Annotated in this window: 22 protein-coding genes and 1 pseudogene; 7 read left to right on the top strand and 16 right to left on the bottom strand. The window is 50.2% G+C overall.

Features of this window, described 5'->3' with window-relative positions:
- Nucleotides 1–144: 144 nt before the first annotated feature.
- Together dapB and MA2_RS04090 are read left to right on the top strand one after the other, a co-directional pair.
- Nucleotides 145–951, top strand: coding sequence for a 4-hydroxy-tetrahydrodipicolinate reductase (gene dapB / locus MA2_RS04095; protein WP_067056903.1), 807 nt, complete (start codon nt 145–147; stop codon nt 949–951).
- Between the two features lie 50 nt (nt 952–1,001).
- Nucleotides 1,002–1,544, top strand: a complete 543-nt coding sequence (locus MA2_RS04090; protein WP_067056900.1) for a DUF4442 domain-containing protein — start codon at nt 1,002–1,004, stop codon at nt 1,542–1,544.
- A gap of 69 nt (nt 1,545–1,613) precedes the next feature.
- Here the strand turns inward: MA2_RS04090 and MA2_RS04085 are convergent, their stop codons facing one another.
- Together MA2_RS04085 and hemN are read right to left on the bottom strand one after the other, a co-directional pair.
- Nucleotides 1,614–1,931 (bottom strand): DMT family transporter, encoded by a 318-nt coding sequence (locus tag MA2_RS04085; protein WP_373279748.1) that lies wholly within the window; start codon nt 1,929–1,931, stop codon nt 1,614–1,616.
- A 54-nt stretch (nt 1,932–1,985) separates the two neighbouring features.
- Nucleotides 1,986–3,473: an oxygen-independent coproporphyrinogen III oxidase gene (gene hemN / locus MA2_RS04080; RefSeq protein ID WP_067056894.1), complete on the bottom strand. Its 1,488-nt coding sequence runs from the start codon at nt 3,471–3,473 to the stop codon at nt 1,986–1,988.
- Between the two features lie 155 nt (nt 3,474–3,628).
- On the opposite strand from hemN, the gene MA2_RS04075 reads away from it, so the two are divergent.
- Nucleotides 3,629–5,131, top strand: a complete 1,503-nt coding sequence (locus MA2_RS04075) for a YifB family Mg chelatase-like AAA ATPase (protein ID WP_067056891.1) — start codon at nt 3,629–3,631, stop codon at nt 5,129–5,131.
- 18 nt (nt 5,132–5,149) lie between these two features.
- Here MA2_RS04075 and MA2_RS04070 read toward each other — a convergent pair whose 3' ends face one another.
- The 4 genes from MA2_RS04070 to phoU form a co-directional block, all read right to left on the bottom strand.
- The gene (locus tag MA2_RS04070) at nt 5,150–5,728 is read right to left on the bottom strand and encodes a DUF4385 domain-containing protein (RefSeq protein ID WP_079352147.1); all 579 of its coding nucleotides are present in this window, start codon (nt 5,726–5,728) and stop codon (nt 5,150–5,152) included.
- A 30-nt stretch (nt 5,729–5,758) separates the two neighbouring features.
- On the bottom strand, nt 5,759–6,037 hold the full coding sequence (locus MA2_RS04065; RefSeq protein ID WP_067056888.1) for a hypothetical protein: 279 nt from the start codon (nt 6,035–6,037) through the stop codon (nt 5,759–5,761).
- Between the two features lie 143 nt (nt 6,038–6,180).
- Complete coding sequence (locus MA2_RS04060) at nt 6,181–6,855, bottom strand: phosphoglycolate phosphatase (protein WP_115254076.1); 675 nt, start codon at nt 6,853–6,855, stop codon at nt 6,181–6,183.
- 500 nt (nt 6,856–7,355) lie between these two features.
- Nucleotides 7,356–8,111, bottom strand: a complete 756-nt coding sequence (phoU, locus tag MA2_RS04055; RefSeq protein WP_067056882.1) for a phosphate signaling complex protein PhoU — start codon at nt 8,109–8,111, stop codon at nt 7,356–7,358.
- A gap of 452 nt (nt 8,112–8,563) precedes the next feature.
- Here phoU and pstS point away from each other — a divergent pair, with 452 nt between their 5' ends.
- On the top strand, nt 8,564–9,571 hold the full coding sequence (gene pstS, locus MA2_RS04050; protein ID WP_067056880.1) for a phosphate ABC transporter substrate-binding protein PstS: 1,008 nt from the start codon (nt 8,564–8,566) through the stop codon (nt 9,569–9,571).
- Between the two features lie 82 nt (nt 9,572–9,653).
- On the opposite strand, the gene MA2_RS04045 is transcribed toward pstS, so the two are convergent.
- Together MA2_RS04045 and MA2_RS11610 are read right to left on the bottom strand one after the other, a co-directional pair.
- The gene (locus MA2_RS04045) at nt 9,654–11,039 is read right to left on the bottom strand and encodes a TolC family outer membrane protein (protein WP_211269860.1); all 1,386 of its coding nucleotides are present in this window, start codon (nt 11,037–11,039) and stop codon (nt 9,654–9,656) included.
- A 74-nt stretch (nt 11,040–11,113) separates the two neighbouring features.
- Nucleotides 11,114–11,332, bottom strand: coding sequence for a hypothetical protein (locus MA2_RS11610; RefSeq protein ID WP_425451478.1), 219 nt, complete (start codon nt 11,330–11,332; stop codon nt 11,114–11,116).
- Between the two features lie 31 nt (nt 11,333–11,363).
- On the opposite strand from MA2_RS11610, the gene thiC reads away from it, so the two are divergent.
- Nucleotides 11,364–13,412, top strand: a complete 2,049-nt coding sequence (gene thiC, locus MA2_RS04040; RefSeq protein ID WP_067056877.1) for a phosphomethylpyrimidine synthase ThiC — start codon at nt 11,364–11,366, stop codon at nt 13,410–13,412.
- Between the two features lie 67 nt (nt 13,413–13,479).
- On the opposite strand, the gene MA2_RS04035 is transcribed toward thiC, so the two are convergent.
- The 8 genes and pseudogenes from MA2_RS04035 to MA2_RS03995 form a co-directional block, all read right to left on the bottom strand.
- A complete protein-coding gene (locus MA2_RS04035; protein ID WP_079352148.1) occupies nt 13,480–14,187 on the bottom strand; it encodes a PAP2 family lipid A phosphatase in 708 nt (235 codons plus the stop codon).
- Between the two features lie 18 nt (nt 14,188–14,205).
- A complete protein-coding gene (locus MA2_RS04030) occupies nt 14,206–15,927 on the bottom strand; it encodes a phosphoethanolamine transferase (RefSeq protein WP_079352150.1) in 1,722 nt (573 codons plus the stop codon).
- A gap of 97 nt (nt 15,928–16,024) precedes the next feature.
- Complete coding sequence (locus MA2_RS04025; protein ID WP_245945356.1) at nt 16,025–17,479, bottom strand: ATP-binding protein; 1,455 nt, start codon at nt 17,477–17,479, stop codon at nt 16,025–16,027.
- 12 nt (nt 17,480–17,491) lie between these two features.
- Nucleotides 17,492–18,178: a c-type cytochrome gene (locus tag MA2_RS04020; RefSeq protein ID WP_067056867.1), complete on the bottom strand. Its 687-nt coding sequence runs from the start codon at nt 18,176–18,178 to the stop codon at nt 17,492–17,494.
- A gap of 14 nt (nt 18,179–18,192) precedes the next feature.
- A complete protein-coding gene (locus MA2_RS04015; protein WP_067056864.1) occupies nt 18,193–19,797 on the bottom strand; it encodes a flavin monoamine oxidase family protein in 1,605 nt (534 codons plus the stop codon).
- Nucleotides 19,798–19,904: 107 nt separating this feature from the next.
- Complete coding sequence (locus MA2_RS04010) at nt 19,905–21,446, bottom strand: c-type cytochrome (RefSeq protein ID WP_067056861.1); 1,542 nt, start codon at nt 21,444–21,446, stop codon at nt 19,905–19,907.
- Between the two features lie 93 nt (nt 21,447–21,539).
- A pseudogene (locus MA2_RS04005) lies at nt 21,540–22,762 on the bottom strand (RNA-guided endonuclease InsQ/TnpB family protein).
- A gap of 460 nt (nt 22,763–23,222) precedes the next feature.
- On the bottom strand, nt 23,223–23,891 hold the full coding sequence (locus MA2_RS03995; protein WP_067056855.1) for a response regulator: 669 nt from the start codon (nt 23,889–23,891) through the stop codon (nt 23,223–23,225).
- Between the two features lie 244 nt (nt 23,892–24,135).
- On the opposite strand from MA2_RS03995, the gene MA2_RS03990 reads away from it, so the two are divergent.
- Nucleotides 24,136–24,741, top strand: a complete 606-nt coding sequence (locus MA2_RS03990; RefSeq protein ID WP_067057036.1) for a class I SAM-dependent methyltransferase — start codon at nt 24,136–24,138, stop codon at nt 24,739–24,741.
- Between the two features lie 15 nt (nt 24,742–24,756).
- Nucleotides 24,757–25,170, top strand: coding sequence for a hypothetical protein (locus MA2_RS03985; RefSeq protein WP_211269849.1), 414 nt, complete (start codon nt 24,757–24,759; stop codon nt 25,168–25,170).
- The last annotated feature ends 143 nt before the right edge of the window (nt 25,171–25,313 follow it).

Genomic DNA, 25,313 nt, shown 5'->3' with positions numbered 1-25,313 from the left:
TTTCACGTGGAACAATTTGCTTTTTAATGCCCAAGTTTGGCATAAATTTTTGTGCCCAACTACTGACGCAGCGGCAGATTTTTGGCTACAATGCAAACTAGCCACGGTTTGATAAAACACGTTGAGAAAAATTAAGGATTGACGATGACAAATATCGGTATTAGTGGAGCGGGCGGGCGTATGGGGCGGATGTTGATCCAAGCTGTTGCTGAGCACCCCGAAGCCAACTTAGTGGCAGCCATTGAGCGCACAGGCTCAAGTTTGCTTGGTGTAGACGCAGGCGAATTGGTCAATTTGCCTGCCATGGGCATAAAGCTCACAGACGATTTAGACCAAATCATCGACCAACTTGATGTGCTGATTGACTTTAGCCATCCGCAAGCCACCGCAAACAATGCCAAACTATGCCAGACGCATGGTGTGAACATGGTGGTGGGCACGACAGGGCTGGATGATGCGCAAAATGCCGTATTGCAAGATGCCAGCAAGCATATCGCTATGATATACGCAGGCAACTATTCAACAGGCGTGAATCTGACCTTACAACTGCTTAAAATGGCAGCGCGGGCATTCGGCGATGATGCGGATGTTGAAATCATTGAGGCACACCACAAGCACAAAATCGACGCACCATCGGGCACAGCGTACATGATGGCGCAAGCAGTGGCAGATGCACGTGGGCAAGACCTCAATGCGGTGGCAGTATATGGGCGCAGCGGACAAACAGGCGAGCGTACCAAAGGCAGCATTGGTATCCATGCCGTACGCGGTGGTGAAATTGTCGGCGATCACAGCGTAATGTTTATTGCCGATGGTGAGATGGTCGAAATTCGTCACCATGCGCGTGATCGCATGACGTTTGCCGCAGGGGCGGTACGCGCTGCCGTTTGGGTGGGCACGCAACAACACGGCATGTATGACATGCAGGACGTGCTTGGTATTAAAGGCTAAAACTTACCAAATAAGATAAACATATCAAAGCAGTGAGACAAGGAAGTCATATGTCACAATCAGCAAAAATTTTTAATAGCGCGCGTCAGCAGCTCAAACGCCGCGTTAGCCTCATGCAGCATCCTAAATTACTGGCAAAATTGGTCAGTTTATACCCACCGTATCTGGGCGCGCGCGTACAGGTCAATGCGGTGGATTTTGCGCAGCATCGAATTTGTGTCAGCATGCCGCTATCACCGCTCAATAAAAACATCGTCGGCACCCAATTTGGCGGCAGCCTGTATTCGATGACCGATCCGTTTATGATGTTTTTGCTGATGGACGCGCTGGGCGATGACTATGTGGTGTGGGATAAGGCAGCGTGTATTGATTTTATCAAGGCAGGCACCAGCCGTGTATTTGCTGAATTTCATCTGACAGATGACGAAATCGCCAAAGTACGCGCGCTTGCCAGTGATGGGCGGGCGGTGTTTCGTGAGTATACGATCACCATCACCGATGAAGCAGGTGACACCGTGGCGACGGTCAAAAAAACGGTGTATGTGCGCTTGCGTGCGTTTAGTAAGTCAAAAAATCAAACGGTGGCTTGGTAGACCGATGGTTATAGGCAGGTGATAAAGCGATGGCTTGATTAAATCACGGCAAATTGCCTTCAAAGCGCATCAACTGCCTGCTTTTGACCATAAATTAATCACCATCACGCCTGCAATAATCAACGCCATACCAACGATGGCAGGTATATCTAGCCGATTGCCCAGCCACAGCCAGCCAATCAGCGCAGTCAGCACAATACCGACCCCCGACCAAATCGCGTACACGATGCCAAGTGGCATACTTTTGACCACTTGCGACAGGCAATAAAACGCCACCGCATAGCCAACCAAGCTTGCCAATGTCGGCAATAGTTGGGTAAAACCATCAGACTTTGCCAAACACGTTGAGGCAAATACCTCAGTGACAATCGCAATTGCCAACAGCATAGGCGCAGGCAGGTTAGGGCTTAACATGTAGTTCAATCCGAATCAACGATGTAATTAAATCGCACGGCTAAAACGCTGCTGGTTGGCGTGGTTCAAATATTGGTCAAACACCATCGCCACGTTACGCGCCAACAACCGTCCTTTGGGCAAAATTCGGATACCTTTGGCGTCCATATCAATCAGTTTGTCGGCTTGCATCGGCGCAAGTTGCTGAATTTCATCAATGAAATACGTCACCGCATCAACGCTAAAACGCACATTGATGTCTTTAAAATCAACATAATGATGGCACAGCAGCTGCATGATGACATAGCGGCGCAACAAATCAGGCAGGCGCACATGAATATGCTTAACGGCAGGCAGACGATGCGCAGCAATCGTCTGTTCATAAGCCTTCAAATCACTGGCATTTTGCAAATAATCTGCGCCCAGCTGGCTAATCGCTGACACGCCAAAACCCAGCAAGTCACAGTCGCCGTGCGTTGTGTAGCCCTGAAAATTCCGCCGTAATTTACCAGCACGTTGGGCGATGGCCAGTGCATCATCGGGCTTAGCAAAGTGATCAATACCGATGTACTGGTAGCCTGCCGCTGTTAGCTGCTCAATGGTATTGGCGAACATCGTCAGCTTATCGGCAGCGTTGGGCAGTTCATCATTATTGATGCGCCGCTGGCTGGCAAAGCGTTCGGGCAGATGCGCGTAATTAAACACCGACAAACGGTCAGGGGATAGCGCGATAATCTGCGCGATGGTGTTTTGCAGGCTTGCTACCGTTTGTCGCGGCAAACCGTACATCAAATCAATATTGATTGAAACAAAACCCAGCGCGCGCGCCTGCTGCATGACCTGCTCAATCATAACAAGCGGCTGTTGGCGATTGACCGCTAACTGCACATCAAGATCTAAATCTTGCACACCAAAGCTCAGCCGATTAAACCCCAACGCACGCAGCGTCGCTAGCGTCGTGTCGCGCAGCTCACGCGGATCGATTTCAATGCTAAAATCCGTCGTTGGCTTGTCGCTAAAACGAAATTGACCTTGCAAAAACTGCCAAAAATCCACCAGTTCATCATCACTTAAAAACGTGGGTGTACCGCCGCCAAAATGTACCTGCTCGACAATTGGTTCACCTTGCAACAGGCTGCGTTTATGGCGCACCTCGCGCTCAACATACGCCATATAATCGCCAGCATCGCTGTTTTTTTTGGTGATGATTTTGTTGCACGCGCAGTAATAGCACAGATGCCGACAAAACGGCACGTGAATATACAGCGACAGCGGCGTGTTGGGGTCTTGCTGCACCAACAAACGCGCCTCGGTATCAGCCGCGATGGGCTTAAACTCCAATGCCGTCGGATAAGACGTATAGCGCGGCCCTGTGCGGTCATATTTGGCAATCATCGCAGCATCATACACAGGTGTGTAAGCGTCTGCGCGCTCGTCGGCATACGGGTTGATATGGATATCTGCAGGACGGCTAAAAAACGGCTGCTCATCGGCGGCAAGCGGTGCGCTATCGGGCGCGGGTGGTCGTTGATTCATGATAAAGTAACAGCAAAAAATTAAAAAAAAATAGCGCCTATTATCGGCAAAATGATTTTGCTATTATAACATTGTTCACGCCACAAAAGCCTTAGCCAGACCACAAAAACCTTATGACGGTTAAGGATTTATCAAAATATTGGAATCAAACAAATATGTCATTTGCACAAATTTATACCCGTTCAGTGGTGGGGCTCAACGCGCCTAGCGTCATGGTTGAGGTGCATTTGTCACAGGGTTTGCCTGCAGTTACCATCGTTGGTTTGCCTGAGGCGGCGGTGCGTGAGAGCAAAGACCGCGTGCGCTCGGCAATCATCAATGCAGGTTTTAGCTTTCCCAATCGCCGCTTGACCATCAACCTTGCGCCTGCAGATCTGCCCAAAGATGGCGCACGGCTGGATTTACCGATTGCGATTGGGATTTTGGCAGCCAGTGGACAGCTCGACGACAGCCAGCTGGCAGGTTATGAATTGATCGGCGAATTGGCACTCAACGGCGAATTGCGTCCCGTGACAGGCGCACTGGCGGTAGCACGTGCCATCAAAAGCGACAACAAGCAGCCGCGGCAGCTGATTTTGCCACTTGCCAACGCGCAAGAGGCTGCTCAAGTCGATGGTGTGAGCGTTTTGCCTGCCGAGCATCTAAAAACCGTGTGCCAACATCTGCAAGGCGACACGCCTATCACCCCTGCCGTACATCGCGCGCGCTATCAAGTCAATCACTACCGTGTTGATTTGGCAGATGTCAAAGGACAGCAGCAAGCCCGCCGCGTATTAGAAATTGCCGCCGCAGGTGGACATTCATTGTTATTTTGTGGTGCACCTGGTACGGGCAAGACGTTATTGGCATCGCGTTTGCCCACGATTTTACCGCCGCTTAGCGATGATGAAGCGTTGGAAGTTGCCAGTATCTACTCAATTGCCAATGCTGACTACACCTATGGCACCCGACCATTTCGCCAAATTCATCACACCACCTCGGCGGTGGCATTGGTGGGTGGCGGCTCATCACCGCGCCCTGGTGAAATCACACTGGCCAACCAAGGCGTGTTGTTTTTGGATGAAATTGCTGAATTTGACCGCAAGGTGTTGGAAGTTTTGCGCCAACCGATTGAAAGCAAAAAAATCACCATCAGCCGTGCCAATTCACAGGTCGATTTTCCCGCCAATTTTCAATTGGTTGCTGCGATGAACCCTTGCCCATGTGGTTATTATGGCGACCCATCGGGGCGTTGCCAGTGCCGTCCCGAACAAATTCGGCGCTATCAGGACAAGCTATCGGGGCCTTTGCTTGACCGCATCGATATTCACCTGACTGTACCAGCCTTGCCTGCCAGTGATTTACAAAACGCCCAACCTGGCGAGCCCTCAGCACACGTACGCGCGCGCGTGTTAGCTGCTTATCAGCGTCAGCAGACCCGTCAGGGCAAGCCTAACAGTGAGCTTACCCCCAGTGAGCTTGACCAGTTTGCTGGCTTGGGTGAGGCGCAAGCACGCTTGTTGGCGATGGCGCAGCAGCGGCTGAATTTATCGGCACGAGGTTATCATCGTGTGCTGCGCGTGGCGCGGACAATTGCTGATTTGGCAGACAGCGCAGCGATTGATACACCGCATTTGACCGAAGCACTTGGCTACCGTTCGCAATTGGCGAATGCGTAAATCGGTGCGGCTAAGTGATCATTTTTTGGACGAGTCGGTTTTGGGTTTGCCTTCAACCAACCAATCGTTGGGGATATCGGCGTATTGACCGTCGTGTTCATAACGCGCTTGGTGCTGCTTGCGTAGGCGTTGGTAATCGGCATTGGCACGGCAGTCATCCCAAACTTTTTTAAAAATCTGCGCAGATTCGGCTTTGATCTGCGCCGCCTCACTGTCTTGTGGTTGTTGGGGCAAGGTGTCGCGTCCGTGTGCACCACTTTGTCCTTTTTTGTCAGCAGGTACCACGCCGTCATATTTTTTGCCGCCTTTGTGGTTGGCGTATCGCCGCGCGCGCGTGTAGCCCATTTGGATAAACTTACGCGCCATGTCCGCACCGACAAAATCATTTTGTGCCAAATAATCCAAAAACATGGCATAAATCGCTTGACTGCTGGCTTGCGCAATATCAGGGGTGGCAAATCGCCAATGCGGCAAGATCTCGGATTTGTACGGCTCAACCAGCAGCACACCTTGCTCGCCACGCCCCACGCGATATAACTCGGGGTGCGCGCGCAAATCCAAATTGGCATAATCTAGTTGATAGTTAAATTCTTGCATGGGTTGTTGCCGTTTTGTGTGTTTGAGTCCTCAAGGTTTACGTTGGCTTTGTTTAATCAGCGCAATCAAGCGCAGCACCTTGTAGCGTGTGCGAAAGCTAAGCGCGCCAAGCACCAACGTCAAAAATGCCACCGCGCCAAATACTTTGGGCAACAGTTGGCTGCCTTGTTCGGTGTAATACATCGCTGCCAATGAGCATAAAATCGTACCCGTGAGCTGAAAGCGGGCGATTTTGCGTAGGCGCGCGGCGACCGACTTGAGCTCATCAAGTTTTAGCACCTTGATTTTGACTTTGGGTGGCTTTGACATGGCGGCAATCTCTAATTAAAAGGCAAAAAACGTCGGTTAAACAAGTAATTAAACCCAATGGGGGCAAATAAGGGCATTTTAAACCACAATGTTTGTACCGCGTTTGCAGCACAATTTGCCCACATCAAGCTATCGTTAGCCGTCTAAGTCAAAAATGCAACCATCTCAGCAAAGCTATCAAACGCTGCGGTGGGCTGCTGTTCGCGGATATCCTGCCCGTAATTATAGCCATAACTTAGCCCCAACGTGTCGATGCCAGCGTTTTTGCCTGCTAAGATATCGTTTTTGGAATCGCCAATCATGTAGGCGTGCTGCGGTGCGATGTTTAATTGTTGGCAAACGTGCCGCAGTGGGGCAGGGTCGGGTTTTTTGGTGGGTAAGCTATCCCCACCTAGACTGATGGCAAACCGATCTTGCCACCCCATCGCTTGTACAATCGGCGCGATAAATTCAAATGGCTTGTTGGTCACCATTGTCAGGGTGTAGCCTGCGTTTTTGAGCGTTTGTAAGCCTTCATTGACACCTGCATAAGCCTGCGTGCGCACGCAGGTGTGTGCGCGGTAATGGGCAAAAAAGCGCGCCAAAGCATCTTGCAAAGTGGCCTCGGGCAAATTGTCATCCACCGTCAGCGCACCCGATAAGGCACGCGCCACCAACATCGTTGCCCCGTTACCCACCCAATGCCGTACGGTGTCTTCATCGAACGGCGCACGCCCGATATCCACCAGCGTGGCATTGACCGCCGCGGCAAGATCAGGCACGCTGTCAATCAACGTCCCATCCAAATCAAAAATCAATAAATTTTTGCCATCGCGCATCGTTTTTCCTTTTATCATTCGTTGCCGTAAAACCACCGACTTCAGGCGGTGGATATAAGGCAATTGTTAAATGCGATGAGTTTTGCTATACTCATCTCACTATATTCAATGTCTTACATTCCACAGTTAAGTTAAGACTAAATTGCGAGTACGCAGTAACTTAACTGGTAAGACGTTTCCAAACACACACTTAAGCTAATTCGTGTCTGTGACAATCCTAACGGTAGGATTAGCTTAAAATAAGAACCTAAGATGTACGGTGTGTCGTACGGGCGGTTGCCATTGTCTTAGGTTTGCGGTGGGGCTTCACCGTCTTGCAGAAGGAATCCCCTCACTTTAGGGAGGGGAGGAAGTCAACACATCACTGTACTTGCTCAAATTCAAGCGTATTTCTAGCCTATATTAAAGCCAAAAAGCGTTGATGGATACCACCAACGCTAAAAATATCTTAAGGCGACAATCAGCTAACGCTAACGTTTATTAAGCTGTGGCATGATCGCTTAGGCATCGTGATCGCTGTCGGTAGATGCAGCGGTAATATCTTGCGCGTCACCGCCAAGTGTGACCATATCGGGTGTTGATTTTGGATAGCGCACATCCTCGCCTGTGATACAAAAAATCAACTGCTCAGCAACGTTCAGCGCGTGGGCGGCAGAACGCTCAAGTGCACGCAAAACCCACAAGCCATCAACGACTTGTGATACTTGACGCGGATCCTCCATAACATACGTCATCAGCGCGCGCGAGGCTGATTTGTACAGGCTATCAATTTGCTGCGCCTGCTCAACCACTTGATAAGCATGATCAACCTCAAACGTGGCAAATGCTTCAAGCGCGTGCTTGAGCATGGTTTGGACAAATTTACCCATCACCTCGGCTTCTGGATAGCCAATTGGTGTTTGTTCGCTTTGGTAGCTGTGGTATGCCAGTTTTGCCACACGTTTGGCTTCATCGCCGATGCGCTCAATATCGGTACTGGCTTTGCTAAGTGCCATGATCAAGCGCAAGTCAGTTGCCACAGGCTGACGGCGTGCCAAAATTGTCACCACGTCTTCATCGAGCTGTTTTTCATTGGCATTGAGCACACGGTCGCTTTTAACCACGCTTTCGGCAAGCTCGCGGTTGTGGGTGCTAAGAGCTTGTAAGGCATTGAGCAGGTTTTGCTCTGCCATGCCACCCATTCTTAAAAACAGTGTCAAAAGGTTTTGTAAATCTTGGTCAAACTGCTTTGAGATATGTTCACCAATCAAGCGCATAATTTGTCCCTTATTTGATCTAAAAATTTGCCAAAATTGTATCGAAGCATTCGTGATTTTGGCGTAAGTATATTGGTATCGCTATCTTGGCGTAAGTTGCTTTGATAGCTTTTGCTGACAAGACAATAGGATATAAAACCAGTCTTTAGCCTAGCATAAAATTGTGACAAATTGATGTTAATACTAGCCTTTAATCACCGTAAACACACAAAAAAATAAAAATTAAATTGTCATATATTTGACATCTTTGCTGCGTACAATACTGCCAATCTTAGCGTGGTGTTTGTTGTAACGTTTTTTAGTGGTTAGGTGCCCTGCGCCGTCGGTGTTGTGTGTTCAGATGTAATCTGTGCAAGATTTGTGTAGGCAGTCTAGCCTTTTTTCTCACTTACCCACTTTAACGTGCTTAGTTGTAACTTGTTTAATTTTTAAGCCTTAATCAAGGAATCATCATGAAGCTATCTCACATTTTGGCGGGCGTTTTGCTTGCAGCGGTAGGCGGTCAAAGCATGGCAGCCACAGTTACTGGCGCAGGTGCGACTTTCCCACAACCTGTATATTCAAAATGGGCGTCTGAATACCAACGTGCCACTGGCAACCAAGTGAACTACCAAGGTATCGGTTCATCAGGCGGTATCAAACAAATCCAAGCCAAAACCGTTGATTTTGGTGCCACTGACGCGCCAATGACCCCAGCACAATTGAACGCAAGCAATTTGATTCAATTTCCGGCTGTAATCGGTGGTGTGGTACCTGTGGTAAATATCGCAGGTGTGGCGCCAGGTCAATTAAAACTGACAGGTCCTATTTTGGCTGATATCTATCTAGGTAAAATTACCCAGTGGGATGATGCGCGTATCAAAGCCATCAACCCAGGTGTAAACTTGCCTGCTGCTAAAATCACCACCGTTAATCGTTCAGACGGTTCAGGTACTACGCATGTTTTCACCACTTACCTAAGCCAAGTGTCAAGCGACTGGAAATCAAGCGTGGGCGCAGACAAAACAGTTAAGTGGCCAAACGCCAATTCAAGCGTGGGCGGTAAAGGTAATGAAGGCGTATCAAGCAACGTACAACGTGTTGCCAACTCAATCGGTTATGTTGAATACGCATATGCCAAGCAAAATCGTCTAGCTCACACCCAGCTACAAAACCGTGCAGGTCGCTTCATTCAGCCTGATGATTCAACCTTTGCAGCAGCGGGTAACATCAACTGGGCACGCTATCCTGGTTTTGCGGTGTCGATCACCAACATGCCAGCCGCCAACGCATGGCCAATCTCTACCGCAACTTACATCCTAGTACCTCGTACAGGTGGTGGTGCTAAGACCCAAGAAGCTATCAAATTCTTTGATTGGGCATTTAATAACGGTGACAACCTAGCGCGTTCTTTGGACTATGTTCCACTACCAGAAGCGACCAAAATCGCGGTACGCAACGAGTGGAGAAAAATCCGCTAATCGCTTGATTAAATTCAGGTAAGCGAAAACCCTATCTAGCTTAGATGGGGTTTTTTTTGTGCGTAAATTTGGCAAAACGATATTATGGCATGGCGGATCGGTCAGATAGCGGGCGAGGTTGAATGCTGGCTTGTAGCAGATTATCTAAGGCTTTGACCGTGTCATCGCCCAATCGTCCTGTGGCTTTTTGCAAATCAACATACGCAACCAAATAATCAAAATGCGCATTGAGCCAATCGCGCCGCGCAGCGTAATATTGCCGTTGTGCCAATAGGGTATCAACCATCGAGCGCATGCCTAGGTCATACCCTGTCTGTGAAGCCTCAGCGACTTTGGCATTGGCGGTGACGGCAGCGGCTTGTGCATCAAGCGTAGCTTGGCTTGCCATCAGATTGAGGTAGGCTTGGCTGGTTTGTGTCATCGCTTGCTGATAGACAAATGCAAGCCGACGTTGCGCAGCTTGGGCTTGCAATGCGCCTTGTTGCGCTGCTAAGCGTGTACGCCCACCTGTGTACAGCGGCCAGTCAAGCTCAATGCCAATTTGATACGTCGAGCCATCGTACACCGATTGCAAACGGTTGCTGTTATCCTGCCAACTGATGTTACCAACCAAATCCACCTTGGGATACAGATTGGATTTTAGATAAGTCACTTGTTGATTGGCAATGGCGACTTGGGTTTGCGCTTGTTGAATGGCAAGGTTGTCTTGTTGGGTGGCATTAAGCCACTGCTCAACGCTGCGCTTGGGTACCAAATTGAACGTGATCGGCAGCGGTAAGGGCGCGATATCTTCAATCGGTTGGGCGGTCACTAACGCCAACTGCTGCTTGGCATTCATGATGGCGACTTCATTGTTGGCAAGCTGCGCCTGCACGCTGACCAAACGCGCGTGGGTTTCATCGGTATCGACGCGTGCTACCACACCTGCTGCCAGTCGCGCCTGCATCATGTCATCTTGTGCCTTGAGTGCGCGCCATTCGGCGTTGAGGCTTTCGGTCATCGCTTGCGCGCGCAAAACTCCAAGATATGCCTTGATGATCTGCTCGGTCAAATCAGCGTGCTGCTGCAACAGTTTAAGATCATACGCCTGTTGGGCAAGCGTGGCTTTTTGCAAGTTCGTCCATTTATCGGCGCGGTATAACGCTTGCCGAACGCCTAGCCCCACTTGACTGACCGCATTGCCTGTGTCGTCGCCGCCGTGCTGTGGATAAAACTGGTTACGCTTGACACTGCCTTGCACGCCAACTTGTGGTAACAAGTCGCCTGCCGCCAGTCCCACATCGTGCTGCTGCGCCAGATAGTCGTACTGCTGCGCTGCCCATTGCCCGTTGTGGCGTTGGGCGGCGGCGTACAAATCCCACAAATCATTCGCCGAGGCGTTTGGGCTGAGTACTAACGCACCAACCAACCACCCTAAAGACAAAACACGAGAAGCTTGGCAACATTTCATCACGTTTTCACCGTTCATTTTAACCGCTTATCATACCTGTAATTGCCTAAAAAATCTGACAAAATTTCACTAGGTTTAGCGCGTAAGTTTTGTTAAGATAAAGCCAACATGACTCGGGGTGCTTGCCAGTTTTGGTCAGACAGCTTTTGGCGATTCGATGGTGTTTGCATGATAGCGTTGAGCGTGGGTGCCATCGTATTGGGTTTAAAAGCGGCAAGCTGAGAAATACCCGTCGCACCTGATGCGGTTCGTACCGTCGTAGGGAAGTCTGGCGCGTTGTGAGCAAGCCGAGTCGATTGGGATTTACCCATATTTTGATAACACCGACAACCAAGGATCGCCATGAACGCCCCTGCTACCCCCAATCCTACATCAAACGACGCCTTAAAAACCCCTGCCCACCGTGACCCACAAGATGCGCGTTTTGAAGAAGAAGCGCGTGACCTAACGCGCGTATTGCCTGCATCGCGCAAAGTCTATGTCGAAGGCTCACGCCCCGATATCCAAGTGCCGATGCGTGAAATCACCCTTACCGACACGCCTGTGGGCGGTTTTGGTAAAGCCGAAGGTGAACATAACCCACCGTTTTATGTTTATGACACCTCAGGCGTTTATACCGACCCAAACGTTGAGATTGACCTAACCAAAGGCTTGCCCAAGCTGCGTGAAAAGTGGATCGAAGAGCGTGGCGACACCGAAATTTTAGACCAGCTATCGAGCCAATACGGCACCGAACGCGCCAACGACATCGCCACCGCCAACTTGCGTTTTGGGCATATCGCCAAGCCGCGCCGCGCCAAAGCAGGCAAAAACGTTACCCAAATGCATTATGCCAAGCAGGGCATCATCACCCCTGAGATGGAATACATCGCGATTCGCGAAAGCCAGCGCCAACACGAACTCACCGACATGCGTCAGCACGCAGGCATGAGCTTTGGTGCGAATACACCGCAGCTGATCACCCCCGAATTTGTCCGCCAAGAAGTCGCGGCAGGGCGTGCGATTATCCCCAACAACATCAACCACCCCGAATCTGAACCGATGATTATCGGGCGCAATTTTTTGGTTAAAATCAACGCCAACATCGGTAACTCAGCGTTGGGCTCAAGTATTGATGAAGAAGTCGCCAAAATGACGTGGGCAACACGTTGGGGTGCAGATACCATCATGGACTTGTCTACAGGCAAGCACATTCATGAAACACGCGAATGGATTATCCGTAATTCACCCGTGCCGATTGGTACCGTGCCCATTTATCAAGCGTTAGAAAAAGTCGGCGGCGTGGCAGAAGACTTGACGTGGGAGCTGTTTGCTGACACCTTGATTGAGCAAGCTGAGCAGGGCGTGGACTACTTTACCATCCATGCAGGCGTGTTGCTGCGCTATGTGCCACTGACCGCCAACCGTTTGACAGGAATTGTCAGCCGTGGCGGTTCGATTATGGCGCAATGGTGTTTGGCGCACCACAAAGAAAATTTTCTTTACACGCATTTTAATGATATTTGTGAAATCATGAAAGCGTATGACGTGGCGTTTAGCCTTGGCGATGGTTTGCGCCCAGGGTGTATCCAAGATGCCAACGATGACGCACAATTTGGCGAGCTGCGCACCTTAGGCGAGCTGACCGAGGTGGCGTGGGAGCATGACGTGCAGGTGATGATTGAAGGCCCTGGACACGTTGCCATGAACCGCATCAAGGAAAATATGGATCTGCAGCTTGAAGTGTGCCACGAAGCGCCGTTTTACACACTTGGGCCGTTAACCACCGACATTGCCCCAGGTTATGACCATATTACCTCAGCAATCGGCGCGGCGATGATTGGCTGGTACGGCACGGCAATGTTGTGCTATGTCACACCAAAAGAGCACCTAGGCTTGCCCAACAAAAAAGATGTCAAAGACGGCATCATCACCTACAAAATCGCCGCTCATGCCGCTGACTTGGCAAAAGGGCACCCTGCAGCACAGGCGCGTGACAATGCGCTGTCAAAAGCGCGTTTTGAATTCCGTTGGGAAGACCAATTCAATCTTGCGCTTGACCCCGACACCGCGCGCGAATTCCACGACGAAACCTTGCCCAAAGAAGCACACAAATCGGCGCATTTTTGCTCGATGTGTGGGCCTAAATTCTGCTCAATGAAAATCACCCAAAACGTACGCGAATACGCGGCAGGCTTGGGCTTTGAGGCGGCAGATAAACCCAGCAAAGCTGTGCGTGATGTCACCCCCAACAGTGGCGACTTGCTTGATGCCAATCACCGCATCAAACGCGTGGATACCGAACTGGTTGGGCAAGTGGGTGAGGGCACACTCGAAGAAGTCACCGCAGGTATGGAAGCGATGTCACAAAAATTCCATGAAGAAGGGCAACAGCTGTACAAAACGGTATAACACCGTGTAAAAAGCGACTGCTTAAAAAAACGGTTTGATAATTCAAGCCGTTTTTTGTGCATAAAATTTAGCGATAAAACACCCGTGCTAACGCAGCGCACAAAGTCCATGCCAGCAGCATTGCGACCGCAGTATGGCTAAAAAAATGATCACCGATGGCGATTTTATACAGTCCCATCAGCCAACCGCCCAACGTCACCGCCGTCACAATTTGCCACCGCCACCGCCACAACAGCGGTACAAACGCCCACGCATACAGCGCAAAGCCCGAACTGGCATGCGCCGCAGGAAAGCATTTGGCGTGGTTTGATATCTGTAAGCTTTGCCACAGCGTCAAATACGGCATATCGCCACCAAACAACAGTAAGTGATTGGGGCAGGTCACGTGAGTGACAGCTTTGAGCGTTGCGGTGATGGTGGGCACAAGCACTAACGCTGTCACCAAATACCACAAATCGGTGTTGCTTAACTTGTGTACAGGGCGAAACAACCGCGCCAATGGCTGCGAAAAGCGTACAACCACACGCTGCAGCCGTGCTGCCAACAAATACACCGCCCACACAATCAGTAAGGCTTTGGGCAGGCGGTAGAGCAGCAAGGCATATGGCTGCTCATGCTTGCCAAGTAGCCATTGCCCATGCAAATAAAACAGCTGACTAAACGCGATATCCACCGTGCTGTGCTCAAGGCTGAAAGTCGCCAGCAGCGTTAGACCTGCCCCGATCGCAACCGCTTGCCAAGTAGGTGTTTGATGTTGGATTGGTAGGCGATTCATAGACAAACACCAACGGGACTATTGGATAAAGCGCGTGTCTGCTGCTGCACGCGTGTGCACGTCAAACAATTTTAGCAATGTGGGCGTGATGGCATCGTGGGAGAGTTGGCTGTCACCTGCCACAGGCTGAGCAAAACTTGGTGTGTTGCTATCAGCGCGCCACATCATCGCCAGTACGTGGCGTTGGTCTTCGGGGGCAAATGCTTTGGGCAAGCCGTGCAGATACACGTTGTTTTCGCCCAAGCTTTCGCCGTGGTCACTGCTATATAACATTGCCACGTCATAGTCTTGTTGGTGAGTTTTTAGCCAGCTAATGGTTTTTGCCAAAAAGTCATCGGTCGCCAACAGAGCGTTGTCATAACCGTTGATAATCTCACGTTGCGCACAGTCGGCAAGCTCATTGGTTTGGCACACAGGGTTAAATTTGGCAAAGGTGGCATCATAGCGTTTGTAATACGCAGGCCCGTGATTACCCATTTGATGCAGCACAATCAGCACATCGCGCGGCGCGGTAGCGTGGGTGGTTTTTAAATAATCATCCAAACCTGCTAGCATACCGACATCGCGGCATTCACCATATGGATTGGTGTGGCAAACAGGGTTGGTCGCATCCGTGCGATAAGACTGGTATAAGTCCTGCGGCAACTGGCTCATCACACCCTTAGAATCTGAATTGTTGTCGCGCCATAACACATTAATTCCTAAGCGGTGCAAAGTGTCTAACACGTTGCGGTAATTGCCTGCGTCATCGACTTGGTAATTTTGTTCCCCCAAATAGCTAAACATACACGGCACCGAATACGCCGTTGAAGTACCGCACGAGGTCACATGGCTAAAGTTGGTCACGCCTGCGGTTTGGCTCAGCTGCGGCAAGGTGTTACGCGCATAGCCATTCATCGGGCTGTGATCGGCGCGTGCGGTTTCACCCACCACCATTACCACCAAGCGCGGGCGACGTGTGGCAGGTGTAGAGAGCTGTTTGGCATCAGCAGCAGGGTCTTGAATGCTGACATGGGCGCGTTTGTGGGCGTGCAGCGCATTGCTCGCCAATTTGTCCATAGCATAAATCGGCGTGAGTGGCAGCGCGTAGCTGCGTAGCGGTTTGTGTTCACGAAAAAAGCTGGCGTACTGCCCACTTTGGCTACCCATCAATACCGCCAACAGCACGACACAGCCGACCAGCCAAGCGAAGCGTTGCAGCACGGCTTGTTTGAGTGATAGTTGTTTAAGCGGTTGCCAAATTAGCCACGCACTGGGCAATACACCCAACACCAACACACGCAAAATAAACCAGCCATTGAGCAAATCATGCGCTTCGGCAGTATCAGTTTGCAAAGCGTTTTGTAGCATATTGGCATCATAAACGGTGGCATACGTATCAGCAAAATAACCTGTCACCGCTGCTACCAATAAAAGCAGCACCCCAATCGGCTTGAGGGTATAGCGATAGGCCGTTAGGAGTAGCACCAACAGCAGCAAGGCAAACAGCACCAATGCCAAAGACAACACAAAGCCGACATTTTGTGCCAACGGATACACCGCCAACACCTGATGAAAAAATTGCCAGTTGGCAGTTAAGACCAAAAAGCCTGCTAACAGTGCCATGGTCACAAATGGATTGAGCCCTGTTTGGCGTAAGTGATGCCAAGCGCGAAGTGGCAGACGGCGGTTTATCGCCTCGTACTTGGTGGTTGGTTGGTTGGTGGATTGCGTGGTGTGTGCGCCAAAAGATTGTGTCATAAGCTCGCCCGTCATCCTTAGCAGACGTCTAAGCCAAGGATTTGTCGGGCAATTTTAAAACATCAGGCTTAACACAGGCTTAATTTACGCAGGCGTATCAAGCACGGCGCAGCGTCACGCACAAGCCATGCGCAGGCGCGTTTTGGTTGTCAAAAGACAGCGTCAGACCGTGCAACGCGGCGATCCGCGCCACGATGGATAGCCCCAAGCCGCTGCCTTGTTGGGATTGTCCTGCAGGTCGATAAAAACGCTCGGTTAGGCGGTTTAGCTGTTCGGGCGGTACGCCGTTGCCGTTGTCGCAAACACTGATATGATCAGCAGCAAGCGTCAGCCTGATACGGCTGCCCTCAGGTGTATAGCGAATGGCATTGTCAAGTAAATTGCGCAGCAACAGGCTAATCAGCGTTGGGTTACCATCAAGCGGTAGAATATCGGCAGGGGTAGGCGCGGTGATATCACGGCGTAATTGACTGTAACGCTCGCGGGCAGGGCGATTGATCTCACTAAGCACCGCGTCACTGATAGCAAGCCAGTCGATGGGCTGACGCGCCTCAGGCGGCAGTTGGTGCTGTGGGTCGATTTTTGCCAAGACCAATAACTGCTCAACCAAGCGATTGGCGCGTTGTATGCCGTTGGTGATTTTTTGGCTATATTCTAGTAGCGGTTCGGCTTGCTCGGCAGGCAGATCATAGGCGTATTGGGTCAATAGATCGGCTTGTAGCTTGAGGCTGGTCAGTGGGCTGCGTAGCTCATGTGAGGCATCGGCGGTAAAGCGTTGTTCACGTGCCAGCACTTGCGCGGTACGGGTAAACAGCTGGTTTAGCTCAGTCACCAGTGGGGCGATTTCTTGCGGTACACGTGCGTCAATCGGGCTGGCATCACAGGGCTTATGATGGGCAACTTGCTTGCTAATTGCTGATAACGGCGCAATACCGCGCCGTACCTGCCAATTGACCCAAACAATCAGCAGGATCAACCCAACAAACATTGTCACGCCCTGCCCAAGCAAGGTATCAACAATCATCTCACGGCGTTCAGACACGCGTTGTCCTACAGCAACAGTATGGTGTGGGGTTTGGATAAAAAACAGTCGCCACGGGCGGTCTTTGACGCTCTGCTCAATAAAGCCTTGCGCGTTGGCAGAGTATATAAAGTGCTGCCCCTTGCGATCGGCAAGGATCAATGATGGGGTGTTTGGCACGTGGGTGGGCGCATCACCAAACGACGGTTTTGCCCAAATGGCAAAGCTGACCGCGCCGTCCTTTGCCGAGCCAATGTCACCGTTTTTTTGGTAAGTCTTGATGGTCACCACAGGCGGTGTGGTGTCAGGAGCGTTGGGTTTGTCAAGCTCATCGCTAAGCTGAGCAAGATAGGCGGCAAATTGCACCAGCTGGGTATCGCTTTGTTCGCCAATTTCATGACTCAGCCGCCAACCCATCACAAGGCTGATTGCTAGCCATAACAATGGCAAGCCAAGCAGCAAAGCAGTTAGCAGCTGACGTTGAATACTAGATGACGCACAAGACGGGTGGGTAGCAGTCGGCAAGGTCACAAATGCAAGCGTTTAGTGGTCACTGGGGTCGGTAGTCGGTGCCGTATCATGGCGCAAGGCGGCAACGTCTTTGGCGTTGGCAGTGCTTGCAATGCCGTTGAGCTGCTCTTGTACGTATTTGGTAATATTGGCGATTTGCGCATCGCTAAGCATATCACGAAAATACGGCATGCCGCGCAAACCGTTGAGCACCACACTATAAATATAGTCAGCCGAGTGCATTTTGGGATTGTTTGCCAGCGGCGGATAATAGCCTGCGCCTATACCGCCTTGCCCTTGGTGCAAGTGACAGCCTGCGCAAGACGCATGATAGATCGCCTTGCCATCATCGGTGTTAAATGAGCCCGATTCACCAAAATATTGCTGCCATTTTTGGTAGTTCGCGTCTTTATCTAAAGGAGGTAGTTGGCGATTATCAACCACGTGCCCGCCTGTGCTTTGGGTCAGGCTTTGGTAGGTATCGTCAAGCGTTTTGGCTTGCGGATTGTATAGATACACACCGCCCCACGCGCGTTCATCACGGCTGGCATAGATGTCTACGGGTGGATTGGGTGTGGCGGTTGCCGATGTCGTGCGGCTTGTCAGCGGCTTGCTTGTTGTGGTGGCATAGGATTGGTTTTGTGCGCCCACCAACAACGCGATGATGACCGCAAGTACACACACAACCGCAACGGCTAAACCGATGTTTGAACGTTTCATAGCTGCGCGCCTCATTAGGTAGTCAAAATCTTGTGGTGCAAGCGTTTGGCGGTGTCAATACCCGATAAAATCGCGCCCTCTTGCCACGCAGGTAAATCCGAGCAATGCTCACCTGCCAACACAATGCGGTTATCGATTTGGCACAGAGTGTTGTAGTATTTTTCGCGTGTGGTATTGTTCCAAATACCATAGCAACCAAGCGTCCATGACACACGGTGCCATGCCCATGACGTACCGCTGCGAAATTCCTTGCTGTACTGTGGGTGGATGCGCGCGCCATACACCAATGCCGCCTCGATGCGCTGCTGCGGATTGAGTGCGGTAAATTTGTACGAATCTGCGCCAAAATTATAACAGCCGAGCAACACGGCAGGGCCTTTGCTAAACAAGCGGTCAGATGGGTAGGAAATTTGGTTAATCGGCATATCGGTGTACGTCACACCGCCATAAATCCATTCATCTTCTTCCCAAAAACGCCGATTAAACTCAAGCCCGACCTTGGCAGAGGTTTCGTACGGAATTGCTGCAATCGCTTCTTTCATGGCAGGTGATACTTGCACATCTAATTGGCTTAGCACGGACAGCGGAATGGTACAAATACAATAATCGGCTTGTAGCTGCTCAACGCCTGCATTGGGATTTTGGCTGTTGTGGTGGTACACTGTCACGCCATTAGCGTTTTGGTCGATTTTGATAACTTTGCGATTAAATGTAATCAACTCTTGGCACTCACGCGTGAAAGCGTCGCCGATTTTACCCATACCACCAACGGGCTGAAACATCGGTGGGCTGTGTTTATAAGAGTAATAGTTATAATCCATGCTCATCGTCGCCCAAAAGCGCGCATCGAGCAGTTCTGACATCGGTAGTGGCTGAGATGACCGCCACCGCGGCATCAAGCCGCCACCAGGTAGCACCGCAGGGTGACGCTGCATTGCCAACGTATCAGACGCAGTGTATTGGTAATTGGCATTGAGCACGCCCCATGTTTTGAGCCAATCTAGCAATTTATCTTTGTCTTCGGCGGTCACCGTTTGATCAAGATCATGTTGGTTAAGCGACTTTGCTAACAGCTGTGCTGTATAGCCGCGCATGTCGTTTTTGACATCGCCTAATCGCTGCGGCACGCCACCAAAGTGCTTGGTGCTATGCAAATATGCTTCGTGGTTTTCTTGAATAAATGGCTCAAGTGCCACGCCAAACTCACGGCAATAATGAATGATGGCATAGTGATGGTGCGGCAACCGCCACGGACCGGGGTTAAAATAATTGCCATCAGCAAAGTCACAGGTGATGACATCGCCACTGATTTCGGTATAGCGGTCGCCGCCGCGCATCGTGATGCTGCGCCCACCGCCACGGTTTTGGTATTCAAGCACCTTGACGATATAGCCTGCCTTGCGCAATTCATACGCCGCGGTCAGCCCTGCCAGCCCTGCGCCCAAAATCACCACGGTTTTGCCTGCAGGTGCACCTTGTAGGTTGATGGCTTGGCGAAAATCTGACTCGGCAGCAAAGCCCATGCTGGTCATGGCTTGGTACATGGTTGCCGCGCCTGCCAATTTGCCAATCAGGCTAAACAGCTCACGGCGAGTGGGGGAAAATTCGGATAAAGCCATACAAAATCCCTGTGATGCTTAAAATGTAGCGGTTATATCAAGCTATGCTCAAAACTAATAAAACTGATCAAGACTAAAACTGGCAAAATGTGTGCTACCGCAAACGCTTAATGCACGACTTTGGTTTGTGTCACCTGTTGGACGGTCGGTTTACGCCGATGTAGCAGCCGCCATAACAGCCATGCCAACAGCAGCACGCCTAACACCATACCCAACACCATCAGCCACCCTGCATTGGCAATTAAAAACGGTACGGCAGGCTGACGGTTAGCGAGCTTTTTTGCGTCTGCCCCCGTCAGGTTACTGGCAGGCAAGCCGCCAAATTGGGTGCGGACGTAATTTGCTACTTGGGCGATTTGTTCATCGCTGAGTTTATCAGCATAAGCAGGCATTTTGGGCATACTGTTTAATGGGCTTTTAGCACCGCGATACAGCACATTGAACAAGCGTTCAGGCTCATGTTCACGCAAAATCGCAAGACCCGTGATGGCAGGGTATTTGGCTTCGACTTGCCCTTCACCTGCCACGCCATGACAGCTGGCGCAGTTGGTCAAATAGATCGCCTCGCCTGTGTTGGGCTTAACACGCGCTTGTGCTGCCTTGAGCACGTCAATTTGTTTGAGCAAATTGTAGGTCATATCAGCGCTGGCAGGTTTTGGCAGACGACTAACATCGAGTGGGGCAACCACCGAGCCACTTTTGACAGGCGGCACGGTCTTAAGATAATCTGCCATTGCCATCAAATCACTATCGGTCAGGTACTGCAAACTGTGGTATACCGCCTTACCCATCTCATCGCCTGCAATCGCTTGGTGCTGCAGCACGCCTGTTTTTAAGAAGGTGACGATGTCCTGCTTGCGCCAGCTGCCAATACCTGTGGCAACATCGGTGGTGATGTTAGGGGCTTTTATGCCTTGAATATACGCACCTGCTAGGTATTTAGACATATCATAGCCCATAGTGGCATTGCGTGGTGTGTGGCAGTCGCCGCAGTGGCCAAGATTATCCACCAAATACTTACCGCGTTTTTGGCTGTCAGACAGCTGTGGGCTAAATTGCCAGTTGGGCATATTGATAAGATTGTAGCCAATCATCAACGCGCGGATATTAAATGGAAACTTCATATCAGTTTTTGCAAGTGGGTTGCTATCCACCGCGTCAATGGTCTGCATATAGGCAAATAGATCGCTGATATCTTGGTCACTCATCGCGCTATAGGCAGGGTAAGGCATGGCTGGATATAGATGACGATACGGTGTTTTGCCCTTGCGCATGGCATTGGCAAACTGCTGCAAGTTATAACCGCCAATACCGTAACTGACCGACTGGGTGATGTTGGTTGAATACACCGTGCCCATCGGTAGCACAAACGGCACACCACCAGCATAATCCTCACCGTGACACGCTGTGCAGTCAGCCGCGCGCGCAATGTATGCTCCACGTGCGATGGCGGCGCGTTCTTGCGGATTTTTTTGTGCATACGTGGGCATCGGGTTTTGGTCATTGGGTGGCAGACCTGCAAAGCCCGGCGCAGGCGCGATCAAGCACGCCAACGCCAAGCCAAATTTGGTGCCCCAAACGCTACAAGCACCGCGGCGTACATCGGGTATGCGTGTGGCAAAATCAACAAAAGAAATGATGGCAGACATAAGTCGGGCTCATTAAGTGGTAGGTTGTTGTCGCAGCGCGTGGCGGCGCGTGTTTGTAATACAGTTGGGTGGCGCGTTGACTTCCTCCCCTCCCTAAAGTGAGGGGATTTCTTCTACAAGACGGTCAAGCCCGACCGCAAGAATGTTCTTACTGGCGTTAATATCTCTATCATGCCATGTGCCACACTTTGCACAAGTCTACTGCGAGCATAGCTCTTGTCTTGCGAACGGGCAAAGCAGTGCTTTGCTTATCCGTTCTCATCTCTTATTCGCAAACCTGCGCTACCTTTTGGACTACTGGACATATCGCCACAGCACGAGCACATCACGGCGGGCATAGCCCTTGTCTTGCGGACGGGCGAAGCAGTGCTTCGCTAGTGCCGTCCTCAGGTAGTGTATCGTTCATTTACGATTTCAAAACGGCAACCTGCGTTCTCGCATTTATAGGTCAGTTGTCGTTTGAGTTCAAACCAACCTGCATCGTAAACCGATTTGGCTAGTTTGCCTTTTTTATGGCTAAATTGGGTGGTTTTTACATCACCGACCACGATTAGGGCATTGTTTTTAACTAGCCCTGTGGTGAATTTGTGGATGAGGTCTTGGCGTGTATTTTTGATTTTGGCATGAATCGCTTTGACACGTTGTTTGTTTTTGGCTCGTTGGGCGGTGGCTAACGCTTTGGCATATTTTAGCGTCTGTTTGATGGTGAGTTTGTCACCGTTTGAGGCGGTGGCACTGTCTTTTAAGCCTAAGTCTATGCCGACACTACCTGTTCCGCACTCGGTTTTTGGGTAGTCTTTAACGGTGATACAGGCATACCAACGGTTACGGCTGTCTTGCACCACTTCAACCGTATTGAGGTCATACAAGGCAAGATTGTAGCTGTCCCATAGATCGATGATGAGCTTTTGTCCTTTGGCTAAACTAAGCTGTAGGGTTGATTTTAAGCCTTTTTTACCCGTCTGATGGGTAGCCAGTAATTTGATTGCGGATTGCTTAAATGGAATCCAACCTAGGCTTTTACGCTTTGCCTTTGGGTGGTTGGTTCGCCATGATAGTTTAGCCTTTTTGAATTGGCGTCGCGACTTGGCGTGAGTTTCGTTAATGGCTTGTATGGTTTGAGAATGCAAGCCTAGCAGTTCACCGCTACCTTTGGTGTATTCGTTTAGGTCATAGGCACTAAAGAATTTACCAGTACGTTGTAGGTATTTAAAACTCAAGTCATTGACATAGTTCCACACAAAATTGACCAAACCGCTTAGGCGGTTTAGTTGGTCTGTGTGTTTGTCTTTTATGCGTAGCTTGAGGGTTTTCATGGGGTTAGTTTAACATATTTAATAAGTTTCTGTGTGTAAGCATGGTTTCGGAGTTGCCTTATATCCACCGCCTAAAGTCGGTGGTTTTACGGCAACGGATGATAAAAATCTATTTTTTAAATCGTCATGCATCGCCCATCAAGTCAAGAACGGGCCGGGTAGATCCAACGGCTTGATGGTAGAGCACGGCGTAACTTTATATAAGATGATAAAATATAAGATGATAAAATATAAGATGATAAAATATAAGATGATAAAATATAAGATGATAAAATATAAGATGATAAAAATATCAGTACAAGCGCAATTTTTGATACGGGCGTCGTTTATAGCGTTGCATTTTGCACAAACGTGACGCGATGCAATTTAGTGTAATCGCGTCTTGCTGGTTATAGAACAATAGTTTTGTAAAATTTTGTGATATGGCAAAATAGTTTAAAAAAATCAAATCATGTTCGGTTTAGTTAAGTTCAGGATTGAGGTAATACCCCAATCCGCGTTTGGTCAAAATGAAGTCGTTGCCCAGTTTTTTACGCAAGTGGTGAATATGCACCTCGATGGCGTTGCTATCCACCTCTTGCTGCCAACCATAGACTTTGTCTTCAAGGCTCGCGCGGCTATGGATGTGGTTAGGCTGTGCCATCAGCAACGCCAACAGCGCGACCTCTTTGCCTGTCATTTCAACAGGTTGCCCATCGACCAGCACCTGTTGGCTGTGCGGCTGATACTCAACCTTGCCATAGCGCATGGCAGGCTGACTACGCCCTTGGCTGCGCCGAATCAAGGCTTGCAGCCGTGCAATCAGCTCATCGAGCGCAAACGGCTTGACCAAATAATCATCCGCGCCAGCATTCAGCCCTGCTACACGGTTGGCAATCGCGTCACGCGCGGTGATAATCAGCACGGGCGTGTCAAAGCCACGCGCGCGCCATTCTGCCAATAACGTCATGCCGTCACCCTCAGGCAGGCTCAAATCCAATAGCACCGCGTCAAACTGCTCAGCGTCCAATGCCCACCGCCCCTCACGTGCATTATTTAGCCATTCGACCATCATGCCTTGGCGGTGTAGTCCTGTTAGCAGTGCGTCGGCGATTTGGGTGTCATCTTCTAGCAATAAAATTCGGCTCATGGTGGTGGTTTTTATGGCTGTGATAAGGTTGGGTATAAGGCTTAGCGTTTATTTAACCATTTATTTCAAAACGGAAAAATAGCGCGCGCGTGGTGGCATTGTAGCATGTTTTGCTGTTGTGTTTGTTGAGCGTTTCTTGATTGCGTGTGTGGCGGCACGCTTGATAAAATCACCCATTTGCCCAATTAAAATAACAGCGTCACGCACGCCCTACCACGCAACATACCGCCAACAAGGAATCGCCATGCACCGCATTGACCCCGATTTGCTCAAAAAATCCGCCCATTGGCGGCAAGATATCGCGTTTCGTCAAGACGTACTTGGCAAGCCGTTTGATTTTGTCAGCACGTGGGGGCTATTTTCACCCGAAAAACTCGATGACGGCAGCTTGATGTTGTTGGATTATATCGAATTTTTGCCTGATGATGATTCGATTGATCTAGGCTGCGGCTATGGTGTGCTTGGCATGACGGCGGCGCGTGAATGTCCCAATGGTCAGCATTTGCTGATTGATAAAGACTTTGTCGCTGTGCAGTACGCTGAGCGCAACTGCCAAAAAAACGGCTTGACCAATACCCAAGTCATGTTGTCCAACGGTTTTGCCCAAGTCGATACCGCGCGTCGCTTTAGTCTTGTCATGTCAAATTTGCCTGCCAAAGCCAGCAAAGAGCAGCATTATTTGTACCTGCTTGATGCCTACAACGCGATGGATGCAGGCGCACGGTTTTATGTTGTCACCATCAATGGGCTACGCGAGTTTATGAAGCGTTCATTCACCGAAGTGTTTGGCAATAGCGAAAAAATCAAACAGGGCAAAACCTACACCATCACCAAGGCGGTCAAAGCGTAAATTTAGCCAATAATTATGCCAAAAAAATCCCAACAAGCGTACCTAGACTGGCTTGAGCAAGTCGAAGCAGCAAACGATGATGACGCAATGGGCGCGTGTGAGCTGTGCCAACGCCAAGCAGTTGTCTTGACGCGCCACCATCTGATCCCACAATCACGCCACAACAAAGCACGTACACAGCGTGAGTTTAGCCGCGCCGAGATGAAAACCGAAATCGCCATGCTATGCCGTCCATGCCACAGTCAGGTGCATCGAGTGTTTAGCAACCAAGAACTGGCCGATTATTATCACACGGTCGAGCGGCTGTTGGGCAATGACGATATCGTCAAGTTTATCAACTGGGTCAAAAAACGCCCTGCTGGGCAAAAAATCCGCGTGCGCTCACAGCGTGATACGTCCAAAGATCCCAAAAATCATCGACGAGGCTAAGCAACTTGTTTAAAACCCAACCAATCCACGCAATATAACCCCTGTCGCAATCCATTGCCAACCGAGTTATTCTGTTATGCCCGATACCGATTTACCACCCGTTTTGCCACCAAGCAGTGAATTAAAAAGCAGCGAATTAAACG

Origin of the sequence: Moraxella atlantae NBRC 14588 (assembly GCF_001591265.1) — a bacterium.
Lineage (GTDB): Bacteria > Pseudomonadota > Gammaproteobacteria > Pseudomonadales > Moraxellaceae > Faucicola > Faucicola atlantae.
Note: the sequence above shows the minus strand (reverse complement) of the source record. Positions and strands in the feature narration are given on the sequence as shown.